Below are 13957 nucleotides of genomic sequence, written 5' to 3'. Positions count from 1 at the left end.
CCGCATGGGAGAGGATGGCGGTATCCGTACGAAGGGAAATACACGGTGAGCATCGACCCGTCCTCGATTCCGAACTTCGGGGGCCAGCAGCCCGAGCCGCAGAGCGGCGGACCGGCGGGCCCCGTCGTCCCGGATCAGGACCTTGTGAAGCAGCTCCTCGAACAGATGGAGCTGAAGTATGTCGTCGACGACGAGGGTGACCTCGCGGCGCCGTGGGAGCAGTTCCGTACGTACTTCATGTTCCGCGGCGAGGGTGACCAGCAGGTCTTCTCGGTGCGGACGTTCTACGACCGGCCGCACCAGATCGACGAGAAGCCGGCGCTCCTGGAGTCCATCGACGACTGGAACCGCCGCACCCTGTGGCCGAAGGTCTACAGCCACACGCACGACGACGGCACCGTCCGCCTGATCGGCGAGGCGCAGATGCTGATCGGCACCGGCGTCAGCCTGGAGCACTTCGTGTCCTCGACGGTCAGCTGGGTGCGGGCCGCCATCGAGTTCGACAAGTGGCTCGTCGAGCAGCTCGGCCTGGAGCAGGAAGTCAACGAGGCGGAGAAGCCCGGCGACGACGAGGAGTAATCTCCCCGACACCTGGCGTGACGGCCACGACCGGCCGCACGCGAACGAGAGCCCGGCCAGGGCGCCGAACCACGGTCGCGCCCCCGGCCGGGCTCTCGCGCGTCCAAACGAGCCCCGCACCCCCCGCACCCCCACAGGCCGCCCGCAGCCGCATGACCACGGAAGAGGGCGTGTCGGTCCATCAAATGCCCGCATCCGAACGGATCGAGAGCACACGTGCACCGACCAACCCCGGTCGATCCGTTCGGATGCGGGCGGATGTACCGGCGCGCCCCCGACCCACCACCCGCGGCAGGCGCCTCGTCCACAGCCTGTGGGCAACTTCGCGCCCCCACCCCGACCCACCCCGCCGCCCCGCTGTCACCAAGCCGCCTTGAGCCGCTCGACCGCCCCTTCCAGAACCTCGGTCCGCTTGCAGAAGGCGAACCGTACGAAGGGGGCGCCGGCCTCCCGGTGGTCGTAGAAGACGGCGTTCGGGATGGCGACGACACCGGCGCGTTCCGGGAGGGCGCGGCAGAAGGCGAAGCCGTCGGACTCGCCGAGCGGCCGGATGTCGGTGGTGATGAAGTACGTGCCGGCCGGGCGGAAGACCTCGAACCCCACCTCGGTGAGCCCCGCCGCCAGCAGGTCCCGCTTGGCGAGCATGTCAGCCCGGAAGTCCTCGAAGTAGGAGTCCGGCAGCGCGAGCGCCTCGGCGACGGCGTACTGGAAGGGCCCCGAGGACACGTAAGTCAGGAACTGCTTCGCCGACCGTACGGCGGTGACGAGATCCGGGGTCGAGGTGACCCAGCCGACCTTCCAGCCCGTGAAGGAGAAGGTCTTCCCGGCCGAGCCGATCGTGACCGTCCGCTCGCGCATCCCCGGGAAGGAGGCCAGCGGCAGGTGCTCGGCGGCGTCGAAGACGAGGTGCTCGTACACCTCGTCGGTCACCACGAGCAGATCCCGCTCCACGGCGAGCCGCGCGATCTCGGTGAGCTCCTCGCGGGTGAGCACGGTGCCCGTGGGGTTGTGCGGGGTGTTGATCAGCAGCAGCCGGGTGTTGTCGGTCACGGCGTCGCGCAGCTCGTCCAGGTCGAGGCGGAAGCTGCCGTCCTGCGGGCGCAGGGTGACCGGGACCCGGGTGCCGCCCGCCATCGCGATGCAGGCCGCGTACGAGTCGTAGTAGGGCTCGAAGGCGATCACCTCGTCGCCCGGTTCGAGCAGCGCGAGCAGGGCCGCGGCGATGGCCTCCGTGGCGCCCGCCGTCACGAGGACCTCGCGGTCGGGGTCGTACGACAGCCCGTACCGGTGCTTCTGGTGCGCGGTGATCGCCGTACGCAGCTCGGGTACGCCAGGACCCGGCGGGTACTGGTTGCCGCGCCCGTCGCGCAGCGCGCGCACCGCCGCCTCGCGGATCTCCTCGGGCCCGTCGGTGTCGGGGAAGCCCTGGCCGAGGTTGATCGAGCCGGTACTGAGGGCCAGGGCCGACATCTCCGCGAAGATCGTCGTGCCGAACTCTGCGAGCCGGCGGTTGAGCAGGGGGCGGCGGGCGTGGATGGTCATGCCCGTCATCCTGCGCCCAAGCTCTGGATTCGCTCAACTCTGCTTTGGCGCGTGCGGGCCGGGGGCATCCCCCTCTCACGCAAGATGCGAGGCGCCCACGGGGGGTCGCTTCGGGGGAACGAAAGGAGGGTGGCGCCATGACTATCGGCATCATCCTGGCGGTCTTCGGCAGCACGCTGGTCGCGGTCTTCGGCTTCCGCGCCCGGAAGAACAAGGCGGACAAGAAGGTCGCGCTGACGAAGGCGTCGAAAGCGGCCAAGCCGGCCAGGCGGAGGCGCTCGCGCTCGGGCGGCGACGCCTCGGGCGGCTGGTGGGCCGGCGCGGGAGGCAGCGCATCGACCTGCGGGGGTTCGTCGTCCGATGGAGGTGGATCCTCCTGCGGAGGCGGGTCGTCCTCCTCCTGCGGCGGCGGGGGCGGATGCGGCGGGGGCAGCTGACACGGGGCAGCTGAGCTCCTCCGGGGGAAACGCATCCGAAGTACGAAGAAGTGCCCGTCGGCAACCGCTGCCGACGGGCGCTTCCGTGCGCCGGGGCGTACGCCGTTGTTGAACAGTTGAGCTGTGGAGCCCTCGGGGGGATGGAAACCGCACGAAGTTGGGTAAAAACGCTGTGGTGGCACCACAGTCCATGATTCCCTCTAAATCACCAACGCAGCCCCAAGGCCCTGTCGTCTCCATGACGTCTGCCGGGCGACGCCTGGCACCGCCCTTCCGGCGGACGACGCCAAGGTGACGACAGGGCCTCGGATCGTCCTTCCTGACCGGGCTGACCGGGCCGATCCCCCGGTACCCACCGGGTGCGCCGGACCCCCCACCTCCCTTTGCGTGCTAGCGGAGCCGACCCATGCTCACGACCCTCAACACCTCGTACACCGACACGCGCGCGGCTGACCTCGCCTGGACCCTGGGGCGCGAGCCACTGCCCGCGCTCGCCACCCTCGATCTCGAACTCGGCGGGGCGAAACTGCAGTTGAGACTGCTCGGCGCCTCCCACCAGGTACTCCTGGAGGAGGCACGGGGCAGCTGCTCGGAGACCGTCGCGTGCATCCCCGGCAGCAGTACGCCCCTTCCGCTCGGCGTGGCCAAGCGGGTGGGCGACTGGGAGTACGAGTTCGCGGCGCGCGTCGAGACCCTCTCCCACGGCTCCTTCGCGGGCCGCGCCCAGGAGTTGCTGGCCCTGGTCTCCGACCACCCGAACGGCCTCGCAGGCGTCTTCCCGGGCAGCCCCCACGCCTTCACCGCGATGCTGGCCCAGCGCTACGAGGGCCAGGTGCACTGGCGTACGTGGCACGCGTACCCGCAGGACGGGCAGTTGGTGGCGACGCGGACGAGGGTGGGGGTGCGGGTGGCGGCGGGGGTCTGAGCGGACGGTGGGGCGGAGGTTCCCGTCCGTCCGGCGTCTGAGGACGAGCGCGTTCAGCGCGATACGGGAGTCCGGGGGCAGCGCCCCCAGGGGTGTTCACACCAACTCCCGTTGACACTCAAGTGCAACGGTTCCACACGTGTGGGTGACGAAGCGTGCCACCAGTGTGACGTACCGTTCGCAACGTGATCGATCCGCACGCGCCCGCACCCCCCGGAGCGCCCCCTCCCTGGGGCGGCGTCCAGGGCCAGGCGCGGTTGCCCGTCCGCCAGGGCACCGGCCGGTTCCTCGTCCTCGCCGGGGTGTTCGTCTGTGCGGCGTGCGGACTCGTGTACGAACTCGAACTCGTCGCCCTCGCCTCGTACTTGATCGGCGACTCGGTCACCCAGGCCTCCGTGGTCCTCTCCGTCATGGTCTTCGCCATGGGCCTCGGCTCCCTCGCCGCGAAACGGCTGCGCCCCCGCGCCGCGGCCGGCTTCGGCGCGATCGAGGCGGCGCTCGCCCTGGTCGGCGGCTACAGCGCGATAGCGCTGTACGCCGTGTTCGCCTGGACCGGCGACTGGGGCGGAGCGTGGGGGGACGGCTCCCGCTACCTCCTCGTCACCTTCTCCCTCACCATCGGCCTGCTGATCGGCGCCGAAGTCCCCCTCCTCATGGAGCTGATCCAGCGCGTCCGCCGCCAGGACCCCGGCGGCGCCGTGGCGGACCTCTTCGCGGCGGACTACGTGGGCGCCCTGGTCGGCGGCCTGGCCTTCCCCTTCCTGCTGCTGCCCTGGCTCGGCCAGCTGACCGGCGCGCTGCTCACCGGCGGGGTGAACGCACTGGTCGGCGGCGCACTCGTACTCGGCCTGTTCCACCGGGACTTGACCCCGCGCGCACGCTGGGCCCTGGTCGTCGCCAACCTCCTGGTCCTCGGCCTCCTCGCCTCGGCGGCGGTGCTGGTCGACGACTTCGAACGGGCGGCGCGGCACGCGGTGTACGGCGCGGAGGTGCGGGTCGCGCTCCAGACGGGCGTCCAGGAGGTCGTCCTGACCGGCGGCACCCACGGCCGCCCGCTCGACCTCTTCCTCGACGGCCGCCTCCGCGTCAGCGGCCGCGACGAGCGCCGCTACCACGAAGCCCTCGTCCATCCCGCGATGAACGGTCCCCACGCGCGCGTGCTCATCCTCGGCGGCGGCGACGGACTCGCCGCCCGCGAGGTGCTTCGGTACCCCGGCGTACGCCGTGTCGACGAGGTCGAACTCGACGCCGGGGTGGTCCGGCTGGCCCGCCAGGACCCGGCGCTCGCCCGGCTCAACGGGCACGCGTACGACGACCCGCGCGTCCGCGTGGTGACCTCGGACGCCTTCCACTGGCTGCGCGGCGCCCCCTCGACGTACGACGTGGTGATCTCCGACCTGCCCGATCCCGGCATCACGGCGAGCACGAAGCTGTACTCCCAGGAGTTCTACGGCCTGGTGCGCCGCGTCATGGCCCCCGGCGGCCGCCTCGCCGTCCACGCGGGCCCCGTGGCGACCCGGCCCCGGGTCTTCTGGACGGTCGACACGACGATCCGGACCGCAGGACTGCGCACCACGCCCTACCGCGTGGGCGGCCGCGACTCCGGTTTCGCCGCCGGCCCCGACCGCACGGCGGGCGCGTCCCTCGCCCCGCACGACTGGGGGTTCGTCCTGGCCGCCCGTATGGAGGCCGCCGGTACCGGCGCTTCAGGGGCCGGTGCTTCAGGTATGGGTGCCTCTGGTTCGGGTCTCTCCGGTACGGGTCCGCCGCTGGGCCTGGAGCCTGGCGGGCCGCGCCCGCGCACCCTCACACGCGCCGCGCTGGCCGCGGACGCACGCGCGGCCTCCCGCACCCGGATTTCCGGCCTCCCGCCCTCCACGCTGGTGCATCCGCGGTACACCGGCTGAGCCGGAGGCGGGGGAATCCAGGGGAATCCCACCGGAATCCCGTCATACGCGGGTACGGTCCCGGTCGTGCTGGGTAGGCTCGGCCGACATGGAGCATGAGGTGTACGTTCCGGTTCCGGCCGAGCGGCTGCGGGAGGCGCTGGGCGATCCCGCGCTGGTGGCCCGGGCGATTCCAGGCCTTCAGCAGGACGCGGGGACTCCGCCCGTCTCCGGGCGGCTGAAAGTCCGCTTCGGCAACCACACGATCACCTATCGCGGCACGCTGTCCGTCGCCGCCCAGGAGGACGGTTCCTACGCCGTCGAGGGCGACGCGGACGAGGCCCGCGGCAGCGGGTCGGTGAAACTCGCGCTCGCCGTGCGGCTGGCCCCCGCCGAAGGCGGTACGACGGTCACCGTCGGCGGCACCGCGTCCGCCGACGGGCGGGTGGCGGAGCTGGCGCCCGACGCGGTGTCCGGCGCCGTGGTGCGGCTCGTGGAGCGGTTCGTGGAGAACCTGGGGGTTGCGGCGGCCGCTGCGGCGTCCGTGCCCGAGGAGGAGCCGGGTGCGGGGGCTGAACCCGCTCCCGCCCCCTCCGGCTTCGACGCCGATATTCCGGCGCCGTCGGTCGAGGACGATCTCGTGGCCGAGGGGTTCGTCGGGGAGTTCCTGGACGAGGACGACGAGGACGATGGCGCGGATACGGACGAGCCGGGTGCGGAGGATGAACTCGACCCGCTCGAAGCACTCGACTCGATCGAGTCCCTCGATTCGCTTGATTCGCTTGATTCGCTCGACTCGGTCGAGGAGGACTCCATCGCCGAGGCGGCCCACGCCCGGCGGACGATGATCGGCCGCAGCGCGGAGGAGGTCGACCACGCGCCACCCCGCGGGCGGTACGCCCCCGTCCCCGCGCCGGAGACCACGGCCGCCCGCGCCACCCTGCGGTGGGCTGCGCCGGCGGCGGCGCTGGCTCTCGCGTCGGCGATTGTGGTGACGCGGGCGCTGCGTAAGCGTCGGTGACGGGGTGGGGGTGGTTTTGTTCCGCCCCCTCCGCCCCCTCCGCCCGTACCCGTCCCTTGTTCCTGGGGCTCCGCCCCAGACCCCGCTGCGCGGTGTTTCAGCCCGTCCGGCGTTTGAGGACGAGCGCGTTCAGCGCGATGGCGGGGGTCTGGGGGCGGCAGCCCCCAGGAACAAGGGACGGGCAGGGGCGGAGGGGGCGAGAAAACAGTCCCGGCCCCCGCCCCAGTAGGGTCAGCCCTGTGAGTAACGAAGAGATCACGCTGACCGCGGGTGACGCGGAGGTGACCGTGCTGCCGGGGAACGGCGGACGGGTCGGGAGTCTGCGGGTCGGCGGCGTCGAACTGCTGCGGCAGGGCGAGCGATACGGGTGCTTCCCGATGGTCCCGTGGTGCGGACGGATCCGCGACGGCCGGTTCCTGGACGGCGCCACCGTCCGGCAGATGCCGCTCAACTCCCCACCGCACGCCATCCACGGCACCGCCCGCGAGGCCGCCTGGCGCACCGCCCACTCCACCAAGAACGAGACCGTGCTCACCTACGACCTCGTCGCCCCCTGGCCCCACCCGGGCCGCGTCACCCAGGCGTTCGCCCTGACCGAGGACGCCCTCACGCTCACCATGTCCGTGGAGACGTACGACTCCTCCTTCCCCGCCCAGATCGGCTGGCACCCCTGGTTCAACCGGAACCTCGGGGAGGACGACGTACGGGTCGCCTTCACCCCCGCCTGGCAGGAGGAGCGGGGCGAGGACCACCTCCCCACCGGACGGCGCATCGAGCCGCTCCCCAGCCCCTGGGACGACTGCTTCGGCATGCCCGACGGCGTCGACGTCACGCTCACCTGGCCGGGACAGCTGGAGCTGAACATCACCAGCCGTGAGGAGTGGGTCGTGGTGTACGACGAGCAGGAGGCGGCCGTGTGCGTCGAACCGCAGACCGGGCCGCCCAACGGGCTCAACACCCTTCCTCGCCTGGTCACTCCCATCGAGCCGCTGGAGGCGGCCACGACCTGGGCTTGGCGGCGCCTCTAAGCTGGCTGCCATGAGTGACGTACGCGACGCGCTGTTGCAGCAGATCAAGGACAAGGCCGTGGTGCACGGCAAGGTGACCCTCTCCTCGGGTCTCGAGGCGGACTACTACGTGGACCTGCGCCGCGTCACGCTGGACGGCGAGGCCGCGCCGCTGGTCGGGCAGGTGCTGCTCGACCTCACCGACGGGCTCGACTTCGACGCGGTCGGCGGGCTCACCATGGGTGCCGACCCGGTGGCCACGGCCCTGCTGCACGCCGCCGCGGCGCGCGGAAAGCGCCTGGACGCCTTCGTCGTACGCAAGGCCGCCAAGGCACACGGGATGCAGCGGCGCGTGGAGGGTCCGGAGATCGCGGGCCGGCGTGTGCTCGTCGTCGAGGACACCTCCACCACCGGCGGCTCCCCGCTCGAGGCCGTGGCGGCGGTGCGCGAGGCCGGCGCCGAGGTCGTCGGCGTCGCGACCATCGTCGACCGTGCGACGGGCGCCGCCGAGAAGATCGAGGCGGAGGCCGGGGTGCCGTATCTCTTCGCGTACTCGAAGGACGAACTGGGCCTGGATTGAGGGCCGTCGGCCTGAGAGTCTTTTTCGGCCGGAGGTCTGGGGGCCCGCGGCGGCAGCCGCCGATGTCACGCCCCAGGGGAATGCAGCCCACAGGGTGGACACGGTGTCTGGAGCATCTGGGCAAGTCTGGAAAGATGGGGACGACGATGACGTCACTCCCTAGGTCAGGGCCGTAAGCAGCAGAACGCCACCCGCATATACAAGGAGCGGACAGATGCCCATCGCAACCCCCGAGGTCTACGCCGAGATGCTCGACCGGGCGAAGGCAGGCAAGTTCGCCTACCCGGCCATCAACGTGACCTCGTCGCAGACCCTGCACGCTGCGCTGCGCGGCTTCGCGGAGGCGGAGAGCGACGGCATCATCCAGATGTCCACCGGTGGCGCCGAGTTCCTGGGCGGCCAGTACAACAAGGACATGGTGACCGGCGCGGTCGCGCTCGCCGAGTTCGCGCACATCGTCGCCGCCAAGTACGACATCACGGTCGCGCTGCACACGGACCACTGTCCCAAGGACAAGCTGGACGCCTACGTGCGTCCGCTGCTCGACATCTCCGCCGAGCGCGTCGCCAAGGGCGAGAACCCGCTGTTCCAGTCGCACATGTGGGACGGCTCCGCCGAGACCCTCGCCGACAACCTGGCCATCGGCCAGGAGCTGCTCGCGAAGGCCGCCGCCGCGAAGATCATCCTCGAGGTCGAGATCACCCCGACCGGTGGCGAGGAGGACGGCGTCTCGCACGAGATCAACGACTCCCTCTACACGACTGTCGACGACGCGCTGCGCACCGCCGAGGCCCTCGGCCTGGGCGAGAAGGGCCGCTACCTGCTCGCCGCGTCCTTCGGCAACGTGCACGGTGTCTACAAGCCGGGCAACGTCGTCCTGCGCCCCGAGCTCCTCAAGGACCTCCAGGAGGGTGTCGCCGCCAAGTACGGCAAGGCGAACCCGTTCGACTTCGTCTTCCACGGCGGCTCCGGCTCCACGGCCGAGGAGATCGCCACCGCGCTGGAGAACGGCGTCGTGAAGATGAACCTCGACACCGACACCCAGTACGCCTTCACGCGCCCGGTCGTGGACCACATGTTCCGCAACTACGACGCGGTCCTGAAGGTCGACGGCGAGGTCGGCACCAAGTCGAAGTACGACCCGCGCACCTGGGGCAAGGCCGCCGAGGCCGGCATGGCCAAGCGCGTCACCGAGGCGTGTGCTGCGCTGCGTTCCACGGGCACCAAGCTGAAGTAACCGCGGATCGGATTCGGATTCGAATTCGGGCTCGGCACCTGCTCGGTGCCGGGCCCTTCCGTATGCTCCGGTGTATGGCTGCCACCCCGAATGATCCGCAGTCGCCGCAGTCTCCGGAGGCTCTGCCGGGGAAACCGTCAGAGCCGGGCGTCAGGATCTCCAGTCCCACGGGCAAGTGGATCCTGCTGACCACCGTCCTCGGCTCCAGCATGGCCATGCTGGACTCGACGGTCGTCAATGTCGCGCTGCCGCGCATCGGCCGTGACCTGGACGCGGACCTCGCGGCCCTCCAGTGGACCGTGAACGCGTACACGCTGACGCTGGCCGGGCTCATCCTCCTGGGCGGGTCGCTCGGGGACCGCTACGGGCGGCGGAAGGTCTTCGTCATCGGGGTGGTGTGGTTCGCCGTCGCCTCGCTGGTGTGCGGGCTGGCGCCCAGCGGGGGAGTGCTGATCGCGGCCCGCGCGCTGCAGGGCATCGGCGGGGCGCTCCTCACCCCCGGTTCGCTTTCGCTGATCCAGGCCTCCTTCCATCCGGACGACCGGGCCAGGGCCGTCGGCCTGTGGTCGGGGTTCGGCGGGGTCGGCGCGGCGGTCGGCCCGTTCCTGGGCGGCTGGCTGGTGGACGGTCCCGGCTGGCGCTGGGTCTTCCTGCTGAACATCCCGGTGGCCCTGGTGTGTGTGCCCGTCGCCCTGCGGCATGTCCCCGAGTCCGCGGACGGACGTAAGCACCGCGGCTTCGACGTGCTGGGCGCGGCCCTCGGCGCGCTGTCGCTGGCGCTGGTGACGTACGCCCTGATCGAGGCCCGCAGCGGGTCCTTGCTCGTGTGGGTGTCGGCGGTCGCGGGTGTGGCCGCGGGCGTGGCCTTCGTGTACGTCGAGCGAAGCAGGTCCGATCCGATGATGCCGCTGGACATCTTCGCGTCGCGCCAGTTCACGGCCGTCAACGCCGTCACGCTGTGCGTGTACGCGGCCTTCAGCGGCTTCTTCTTCCTGGCCGCGCTCCAACTCCAGGTCGTGGCGGGTTACTCGGCCCTCGGCGCCGGTACGGCGCTGCTGCCCACGACCGTCCTCATGCTGCTGTTCTCCGCCCGCTCGGGCGAGCTCGCCCAGCGCATCGGGCCGCGGATTCCGCTCACGGTAGGGCCGCTGCTGTGTGCGGCGGGGATGCTGCTGATGCTGCGGGTGGGCGAGGGCGCCTCGTACCTCGCCGATGTGCTGCCCGCGCTGGTGGTCATGGGCCTGGGCATGGTGACGCTGGTCGCGCCGCTGACCGCCACGGTTCTTGCCTCCGTCGACACCGGGCGGGCGGGGCTCGCCAGCGGTATCAACAACGCGGCGGCCCGGGCGGCGGGGCTCATCGCCGTGGCCGCGCTCCCGTTGCTCTCCGGCATGGGTGCGGAGGCGTACCGGTCGGCGGACGCCTTCGACTCCGCGTTCCGGCGTGCGATGCCGTTGTGTGCCGGGGTGCTCGTCCTCGGCGCGGTGGTCGCCTTCGCGACGGTCCGGCGCCCGGCACCGGACTGCCGCCGGCCGGAGTGCCGCACCCACGGGTGGGTCACGGCTCCGCCGCTGGAGGCGGGGAAGCGGGCCGTTTAGCCCGTCCGGCGGGGGAGATCTTTCAGCCCGTACGGCGTTTGAGGACGAGCGCGTTCAGCGCGAAAGGGGGGTCCGGGGGCGCAGCCCCCAGAAAGCAAGGGACGGGTAGGGGCGGAGGGGGGGGCGAAAAACCCCGACCCCAGCCCCGCACCGGCGAATGCCGCAGACGGCACAGACGTCTCAACTGCGGTGACTACCGCTTCAGTTCGGTGTATGCCTCGGCGCTGCTGTCCTTGAGGAACTGCCAGCAACGCTCTGTCTCGTCCTTCTCGTCGATCTCGCCGGCGGCACGGGCGAGGGCGGCGAGGCAGCGCAGGAACCCGCGATTGGCCCGGTGATCCCAAGGGATGGGGCCGTGTCCCTTCCATCCGGCGCGGCGCAGTGAGTCCAGACCCCGGTGATAGCCGGTGCGTGCGTAGGCGTACGACTCGATCACTCGCCCCGCCTCGAAGGCGTCGTCCGCGAGCATCGCCCAGGCGAGAGAGAACGTCGGATGCTTCGCCGCGACCTCGGCCGGGGGCTGGGACTCCTCGCCCAGCAGGCGGTATGCCTCTTCGTTCTCCGGCAGGTACGTCGGGTCCGGGCCGCCGAGCAGGTTCTTGTGCGTCGTCATGTAAGCAGTCTGCCACTTGGGGATGGGCCTCCGGGACGCCTCTGCGGAATATAGGCCGTGGACCAGGTGGATATGAGAAGGGTGCTTGATGTACCTGATCGCGCCATGCGACGATCCGACGCATGGCAGCACGACCGGGGTCCTCCGGGGCCGTACAGGTGGGCATCTACACCCGGATCAGCAAGGACGACGAGGCCGAGGGGCTGGGCGTCGCACGGCAGGAGGAGGACTGCCGACTGCACTGCGCTGCCCGGGGGTGGGAGGTCGCCAAGGTCTACGAGGACAACGACCTCTCCGCGTACAAGCGCAAGACGGTCCGTCCGGAGTTCCGGCAGATGCTGGAAGACCTGAAGGCTGGGCGGATCGACGGGGTCGTCGCCTGGGACATCGACCGTTTCACGCGCCAGCCGCGTGAACTGGAGGCATGGATCGACGAGTACGAGGATGCCGAGCGGCGGAAGCGTCACCTCGTCTTCGACTCCGTGTCGGCCTCGGACATCGACCTGTCCACGGAGAACGGCCGGTTCATCGCCCGGATCAAGGTCACCATCGCCAGCAAGTCCTCGGCGGACACGTCGAAGCGGACGAAGCGCAAGCACCTGGAACTGGCGGCGAAGGGCAAACTCCCTGGTGGTCGGGCGCCGTACGGATGGAACCGCGAGGACCGGCGGACGTTGGTGCCGGAAGAGGCGGAGAACCTCCGCAAGGCGGTGAAGGACTTCCTGGGTGGCATCCGCTGGGCGTCGATCGCGCGTGAGTGGCGGAACAAGGGGATCAGGTCGCAAAGCGGCGGCGTCTTCGACGACTCCAAGATCAAGCGGATGCTGATGAACCCGCGGATCTGTGGCTACCGGATGCACCAGGGTGAGCTGTTCCTGGACGAGAGCGGTGCTCCCGTCGTCGGTGACTGGGAGCCGATCATCACCCCCGACGACTGGTACCTGCTGACGGAGAAGGTCAGGCGGGAGTTGGAGGGGCGTGCCGTACGGGACAACGCCACCAAGTACCTGCTCTCCGGCATCGCCCGGTGCGGGCGGTGCGGCACGAAGATGCGGGCCTTCCCGTCGTACCGGAAGTCGAAGACGTCATCGCAGTTCAAGTACGCGTGCCCCGGGAAGAACGACGGTGGATGCGGAGGAGTGGCCAGGGCCGGTGAACCGGTCGACCGTCTCATCAGGAACGCGGTGTTCCTCAGCTCGGACAAGGCGCTTGCGAGCGTCCGTGAGCGCGCGCCGGAATGGACCAAGGAGGAGCAACTGGCCTCCCTGGAACAGGATATGGCCGAGTTCAAGCAGGCGTGGCAGGAGAAACGGATGTCGGCCGCTCGCTACATCGCGCTCACCGAGGACCTGGAGAAGCAGATCGCGGAGCTGCGTCGGGAGCGAGCCCTGCATCGGGCAGAGGCCGCGACTTTCGCAGCAGGCCCCATCGACATACGGGGGCGCTGGGAGAATTTGGCCATCGAGCAGCAACGCGCCGCAGTCCGCAAGGTCTTCCGCGCGGTCACCATCAAGCCCGCTTCCAACGGACCGATCTTCGATCCGGCGGACATCGAGCCGGTGCTCAGGTGACAGACGGAAGCCGGGTCCCCCTTGCCTGTCGGGGACCCGGCTTCGTTGGTCCATGACCGGTCTATGCCGAAGATGCGGAGCAGATCGTCGACCCACTCCTCGTCGCGGTCGGGGAGCTGCGCCTCTACTCGGCGCAGCCACTCGTCCTCGGTCAGAGAGCCGCACCTTCCGTACCACGCCGCCGTGACCGCCGGGTGGGCGGGAACACAGCGGTGGGACACGGGGAGGGAGGGCGGCGCTGGGTCGATGCGGAGGCGTGCGCGCGTCACCCTCGTCGTCGGCCTGGTGGCCTTCCGGGTCTCGTGGAACGCGCTGTCCGACGTGGTCGGCGCCATCGGCGCCGACCCCACCGCCGCATTCTTCTACCCGATCGTGTTCGACGGGCTGATGGCTCTCGCGCTGATCGCCACACTCGTGCTGCCCGATGCCGACCAACCAGAGCCCTGCCGCCGGCCGTACAACGCCGCAGAACACCCGCGGGGCGCCACCGGCATCCCGTCCGGCAAGGAGAACATCATCCAGACCCACCCCACCGTCGACATGTTCCCGATGCTCAGCGCCGACGAGCTGCATGATCTGGCCGATTCCATCAGGACCGAGGGGCAGCCCCAGCCGTCGAGAACCTGACCACCCTGGCTTGACACGGCGACGCCCCTGGAAGTCGGCCTTGTTGGCTCCGGTCTCCAGGGGCGAGGGCGGTGAAGCCCGCCAAGATCATGAGGACGCCTAATGGACTACTGAATAAGCGGAGTTCACGCGGTCGGCCCACGCCGTGACCTCGTCCAAGTGCCAGCCGCTCCGAGCGACTAGGTCGACGCCCCAAAGTGACGGTGGTTCAACTTCCCCCGTATTGCTGCAAGTTATGCGTTGCAAATGCATCGGCTTCTAGGTCGACAGAGGTCGGTAAGCAGGATCACCTTTCGGAGATGGTGCCTGAACAGCGAACTTGCCTGGCCGTCTT

12 protein-coding genes and 1 pseudogene are annotated in these 13957 nt (G+C 70.3%); 11 read left to right on the top strand and 2 right to left on the bottom strand.

Annotated features, from left to right (window positions below):
- Positions 1 to 45: 45 nt before the first annotated feature.
- Entirely contained in the window at positions 46 to 579 is a 534-nt protein-coding gene (locus tag ACFVKT_RS11440) for a YbjN domain-containing protein (protein ID WP_385730101.1), read from the top strand.
- Positions 580 to 939: 360 nt separating this feature from the next.
- Here ACFVKT_RS11440 and ACFVKT_RS11435 read toward each other — a convergent pair whose 3' ends face one another.
- On the bottom strand, positions 940 to 2130 hold the full coding sequence (locus ACFVKT_RS11435) for a pyridoxal phosphate-dependent aminotransferase (RefSeq protein WP_385730099.1): 1191 nt from the start codon (positions 2128 to 2130) through the stop codon (positions 940 to 942).
- 128 nt (positions 2131 to 2258) lie between these two features.
- Here ACFVKT_RS11435 and ACFVKT_RS11430 point away from each other — a divergent pair, with 128 nt between their 5' ends.
- The 8 genes from ACFVKT_RS11430 (at position 2259) to ACFVKT_RS11395 (ending at position 10812) form a co-directional block, all read left to right on the top strand.
- Positions 2259 to 2558 carry a hypothetical protein gene (locus ACFVKT_RS11430; protein WP_385730097.1) on the top strand — a complete coding sequence of 100 codons (300 nt, stop codon included), beginning with the start codon at positions 2259 to 2261 and terminating at the stop codon, positions 2556 to 2558.
- A gap of 406 nt (positions 2559 to 2964) precedes the next feature.
- Entirely contained in the window at positions 2965 to 3483 is a 519-nt protein-coding gene (locus ACFVKT_RS11425) for a DUF2617 family protein (RefSeq protein ID WP_385730095.1), read from the top strand.
- A 185-nt stretch (positions 3484 to 3668) separates the two neighbouring features.
- Positions 3669 to 5390, top strand: a complete 1722-nt coding sequence (locus ACFVKT_RS11420; RefSeq protein WP_385730092.1) for a polyamine aminopropyltransferase — start codon at positions 3669 to 3671, stop codon at positions 5388 to 5390.
- Between the two features lie 88 nt (positions 5391 to 5478).
- The gene (locus ACFVKT_RS11415; protein WP_385730090.1) at positions 5479 to 6390 is read left to right on the top strand and encodes an SRPBCC family protein; all 912 of its coding nucleotides are present in this window, start codon (positions 5479 to 5481) and stop codon (positions 6388 to 6390) included.
- A gap of 239 nt (positions 6391 to 6629) precedes the next feature.
- A complete protein-coding gene (locus tag ACFVKT_RS11410; RefSeq protein WP_385730088.1) occupies positions 6630 to 7418 on the top strand; it encodes an aldose 1-epimerase in 789 nt (262 codons plus the stop codon).
- A 10-nt stretch (positions 7419 to 7428) separates the two neighbouring features.
- Entirely contained in the window at positions 7429 to 7977 is a 549-nt protein-coding gene (gene pyrE / locus ACFVKT_RS11405; protein ID WP_384381428.1) for an orotate phosphoribosyltransferase, read from the top strand.
- A gap of 214 nt (positions 7978 to 8191) precedes the next feature.
- A complete protein-coding gene (gene fbaA / locus ACFVKT_RS11400) occupies positions 8192 to 9214 on the top strand; it encodes a class II fructose-bisphosphate aldolase (RefSeq protein WP_385730086.1) in 1023 nt (340 codons plus the stop codon).
- Between the two features lie 74 nt (positions 9215 to 9288).
- Positions 9289 to 10812, top strand: a complete 1524-nt coding sequence (locus ACFVKT_RS11395; protein WP_385730084.1) for an MFS transporter — start codon at positions 9289 to 9291, stop codon at positions 10810 to 10812.
- A 193-nt stretch (positions 10813 to 11005) separates the two neighbouring features.
- Here ACFVKT_RS11395 and ACFVKT_RS11390 read toward each other — a convergent pair whose 3' ends face one another.
- Complete coding sequence (locus ACFVKT_RS11390; protein ID WP_385730082.1) at positions 11006 to 11425, bottom strand: DUF3151 domain-containing protein; 420 nt, start codon at positions 11423 to 11425, stop codon at positions 11006 to 11008.
- A gap of 122 nt (positions 11426 to 11547) precedes the next feature.
- Between ACFVKT_RS11390 and ACFVKT_RS11385 the strand changes: the two genes are divergently transcribed.
- Both ACFVKT_RS11385 and ACFVKT_RS11380 read left to right on the top strand, forming a co-directional pair.
- On the top strand, positions 11548 to 12996 hold the full coding sequence (locus ACFVKT_RS11385) for a recombinase family protein (RefSeq protein WP_385730079.1): 1449 nt from the start codon (positions 11548 to 11550) through the stop codon (positions 12994 to 12996).
- Positions 12997 to 13242: 246 nt separating this feature from the next.
- Positions 13243 to 13431: pseudogene (locus tag ACFVKT_RS11380) on the top strand (DUF2637 domain-containing protein); the annotation flags it as partial.
- Positions 13432 to 13957 lie beyond the last annotated feature (526 nt).

It is taken from the genome of Streptomyces sp. NPDC127595 (assembly GCF_042671685.1).
Taxonomy (GTDB): Bacteria; Actinomycetota; Actinomycetes; order Streptomycetales; family Streptomycetaceae; genus Streptomyces.
This window is presented reverse-complemented; position numbering and strand designations above follow the sequence as displayed.

Excerpts from the sequence above, each read along its gene's own strand:
- ACFVKT_RS11435 (WP_385730099.1), bottom strand. The coding sequence starts at position 2,130 with ATGACGGGCATGACCATCCACGCCCGCCGCCCCCTGCTCAACCGCCGG.
- ACFVKT_RS11430 (WP_385730097.1), top strand. The coding sequence starts at position 2,259 with ATGACTATCGGCATCATCCTGGCGGTCTTCGGCAGCACGCTGGTCGCG.
- ACFVKT_RS11425 (WP_385730095.1), top strand. The coding sequence starts at position 2,965 with ATGCTCACGACCCTCAACACCTCGTACACCGACACGCGCGCGGCTGAC.
- ACFVKT_RS11415 (WP_385730090.1), top strand. The coding sequence starts at position 5,479 with ATGGAGCATGAGGTGTACGTTCCGGTTCCGGCCGAGCGGCTGCGGGAG.
- pyrE (WP_384381428.1), top strand. The coding sequence starts at position 7,429 with ATGAGTGACGTACGCGACGCGCTGTTGCAGCAGATCAAGGACAAGGCC.
- fbaA (WP_385730086.1), top strand. The coding sequence starts at position 8,192 with ATGCCCATCGCAACCCCCGAGGTCTACGCCGAGATGCTCGACCGGGCG.
- ACFVKT_RS11395 (WP_385730084.1), top strand. The coding sequence starts at position 9,289 with ATGGCTGCCACCCCGAATGATCCGCAGTCGCCGCAGTCTCCGGAGGCT.
- ACFVKT_RS11390 (WP_385730082.1), bottom strand. The coding sequence starts at position 11,425 with ATGACGACGCACAAGAACCTGCTCGGCGGCCCGGACCCGACGTACCTG.
- ACFVKT_RS11385 (WP_385730079.1), top strand. The coding sequence starts at position 11,548 with ATGGCAGCACGACCGGGGTCCTCCGGGGCCGTACAGGTGGGCATCTAC.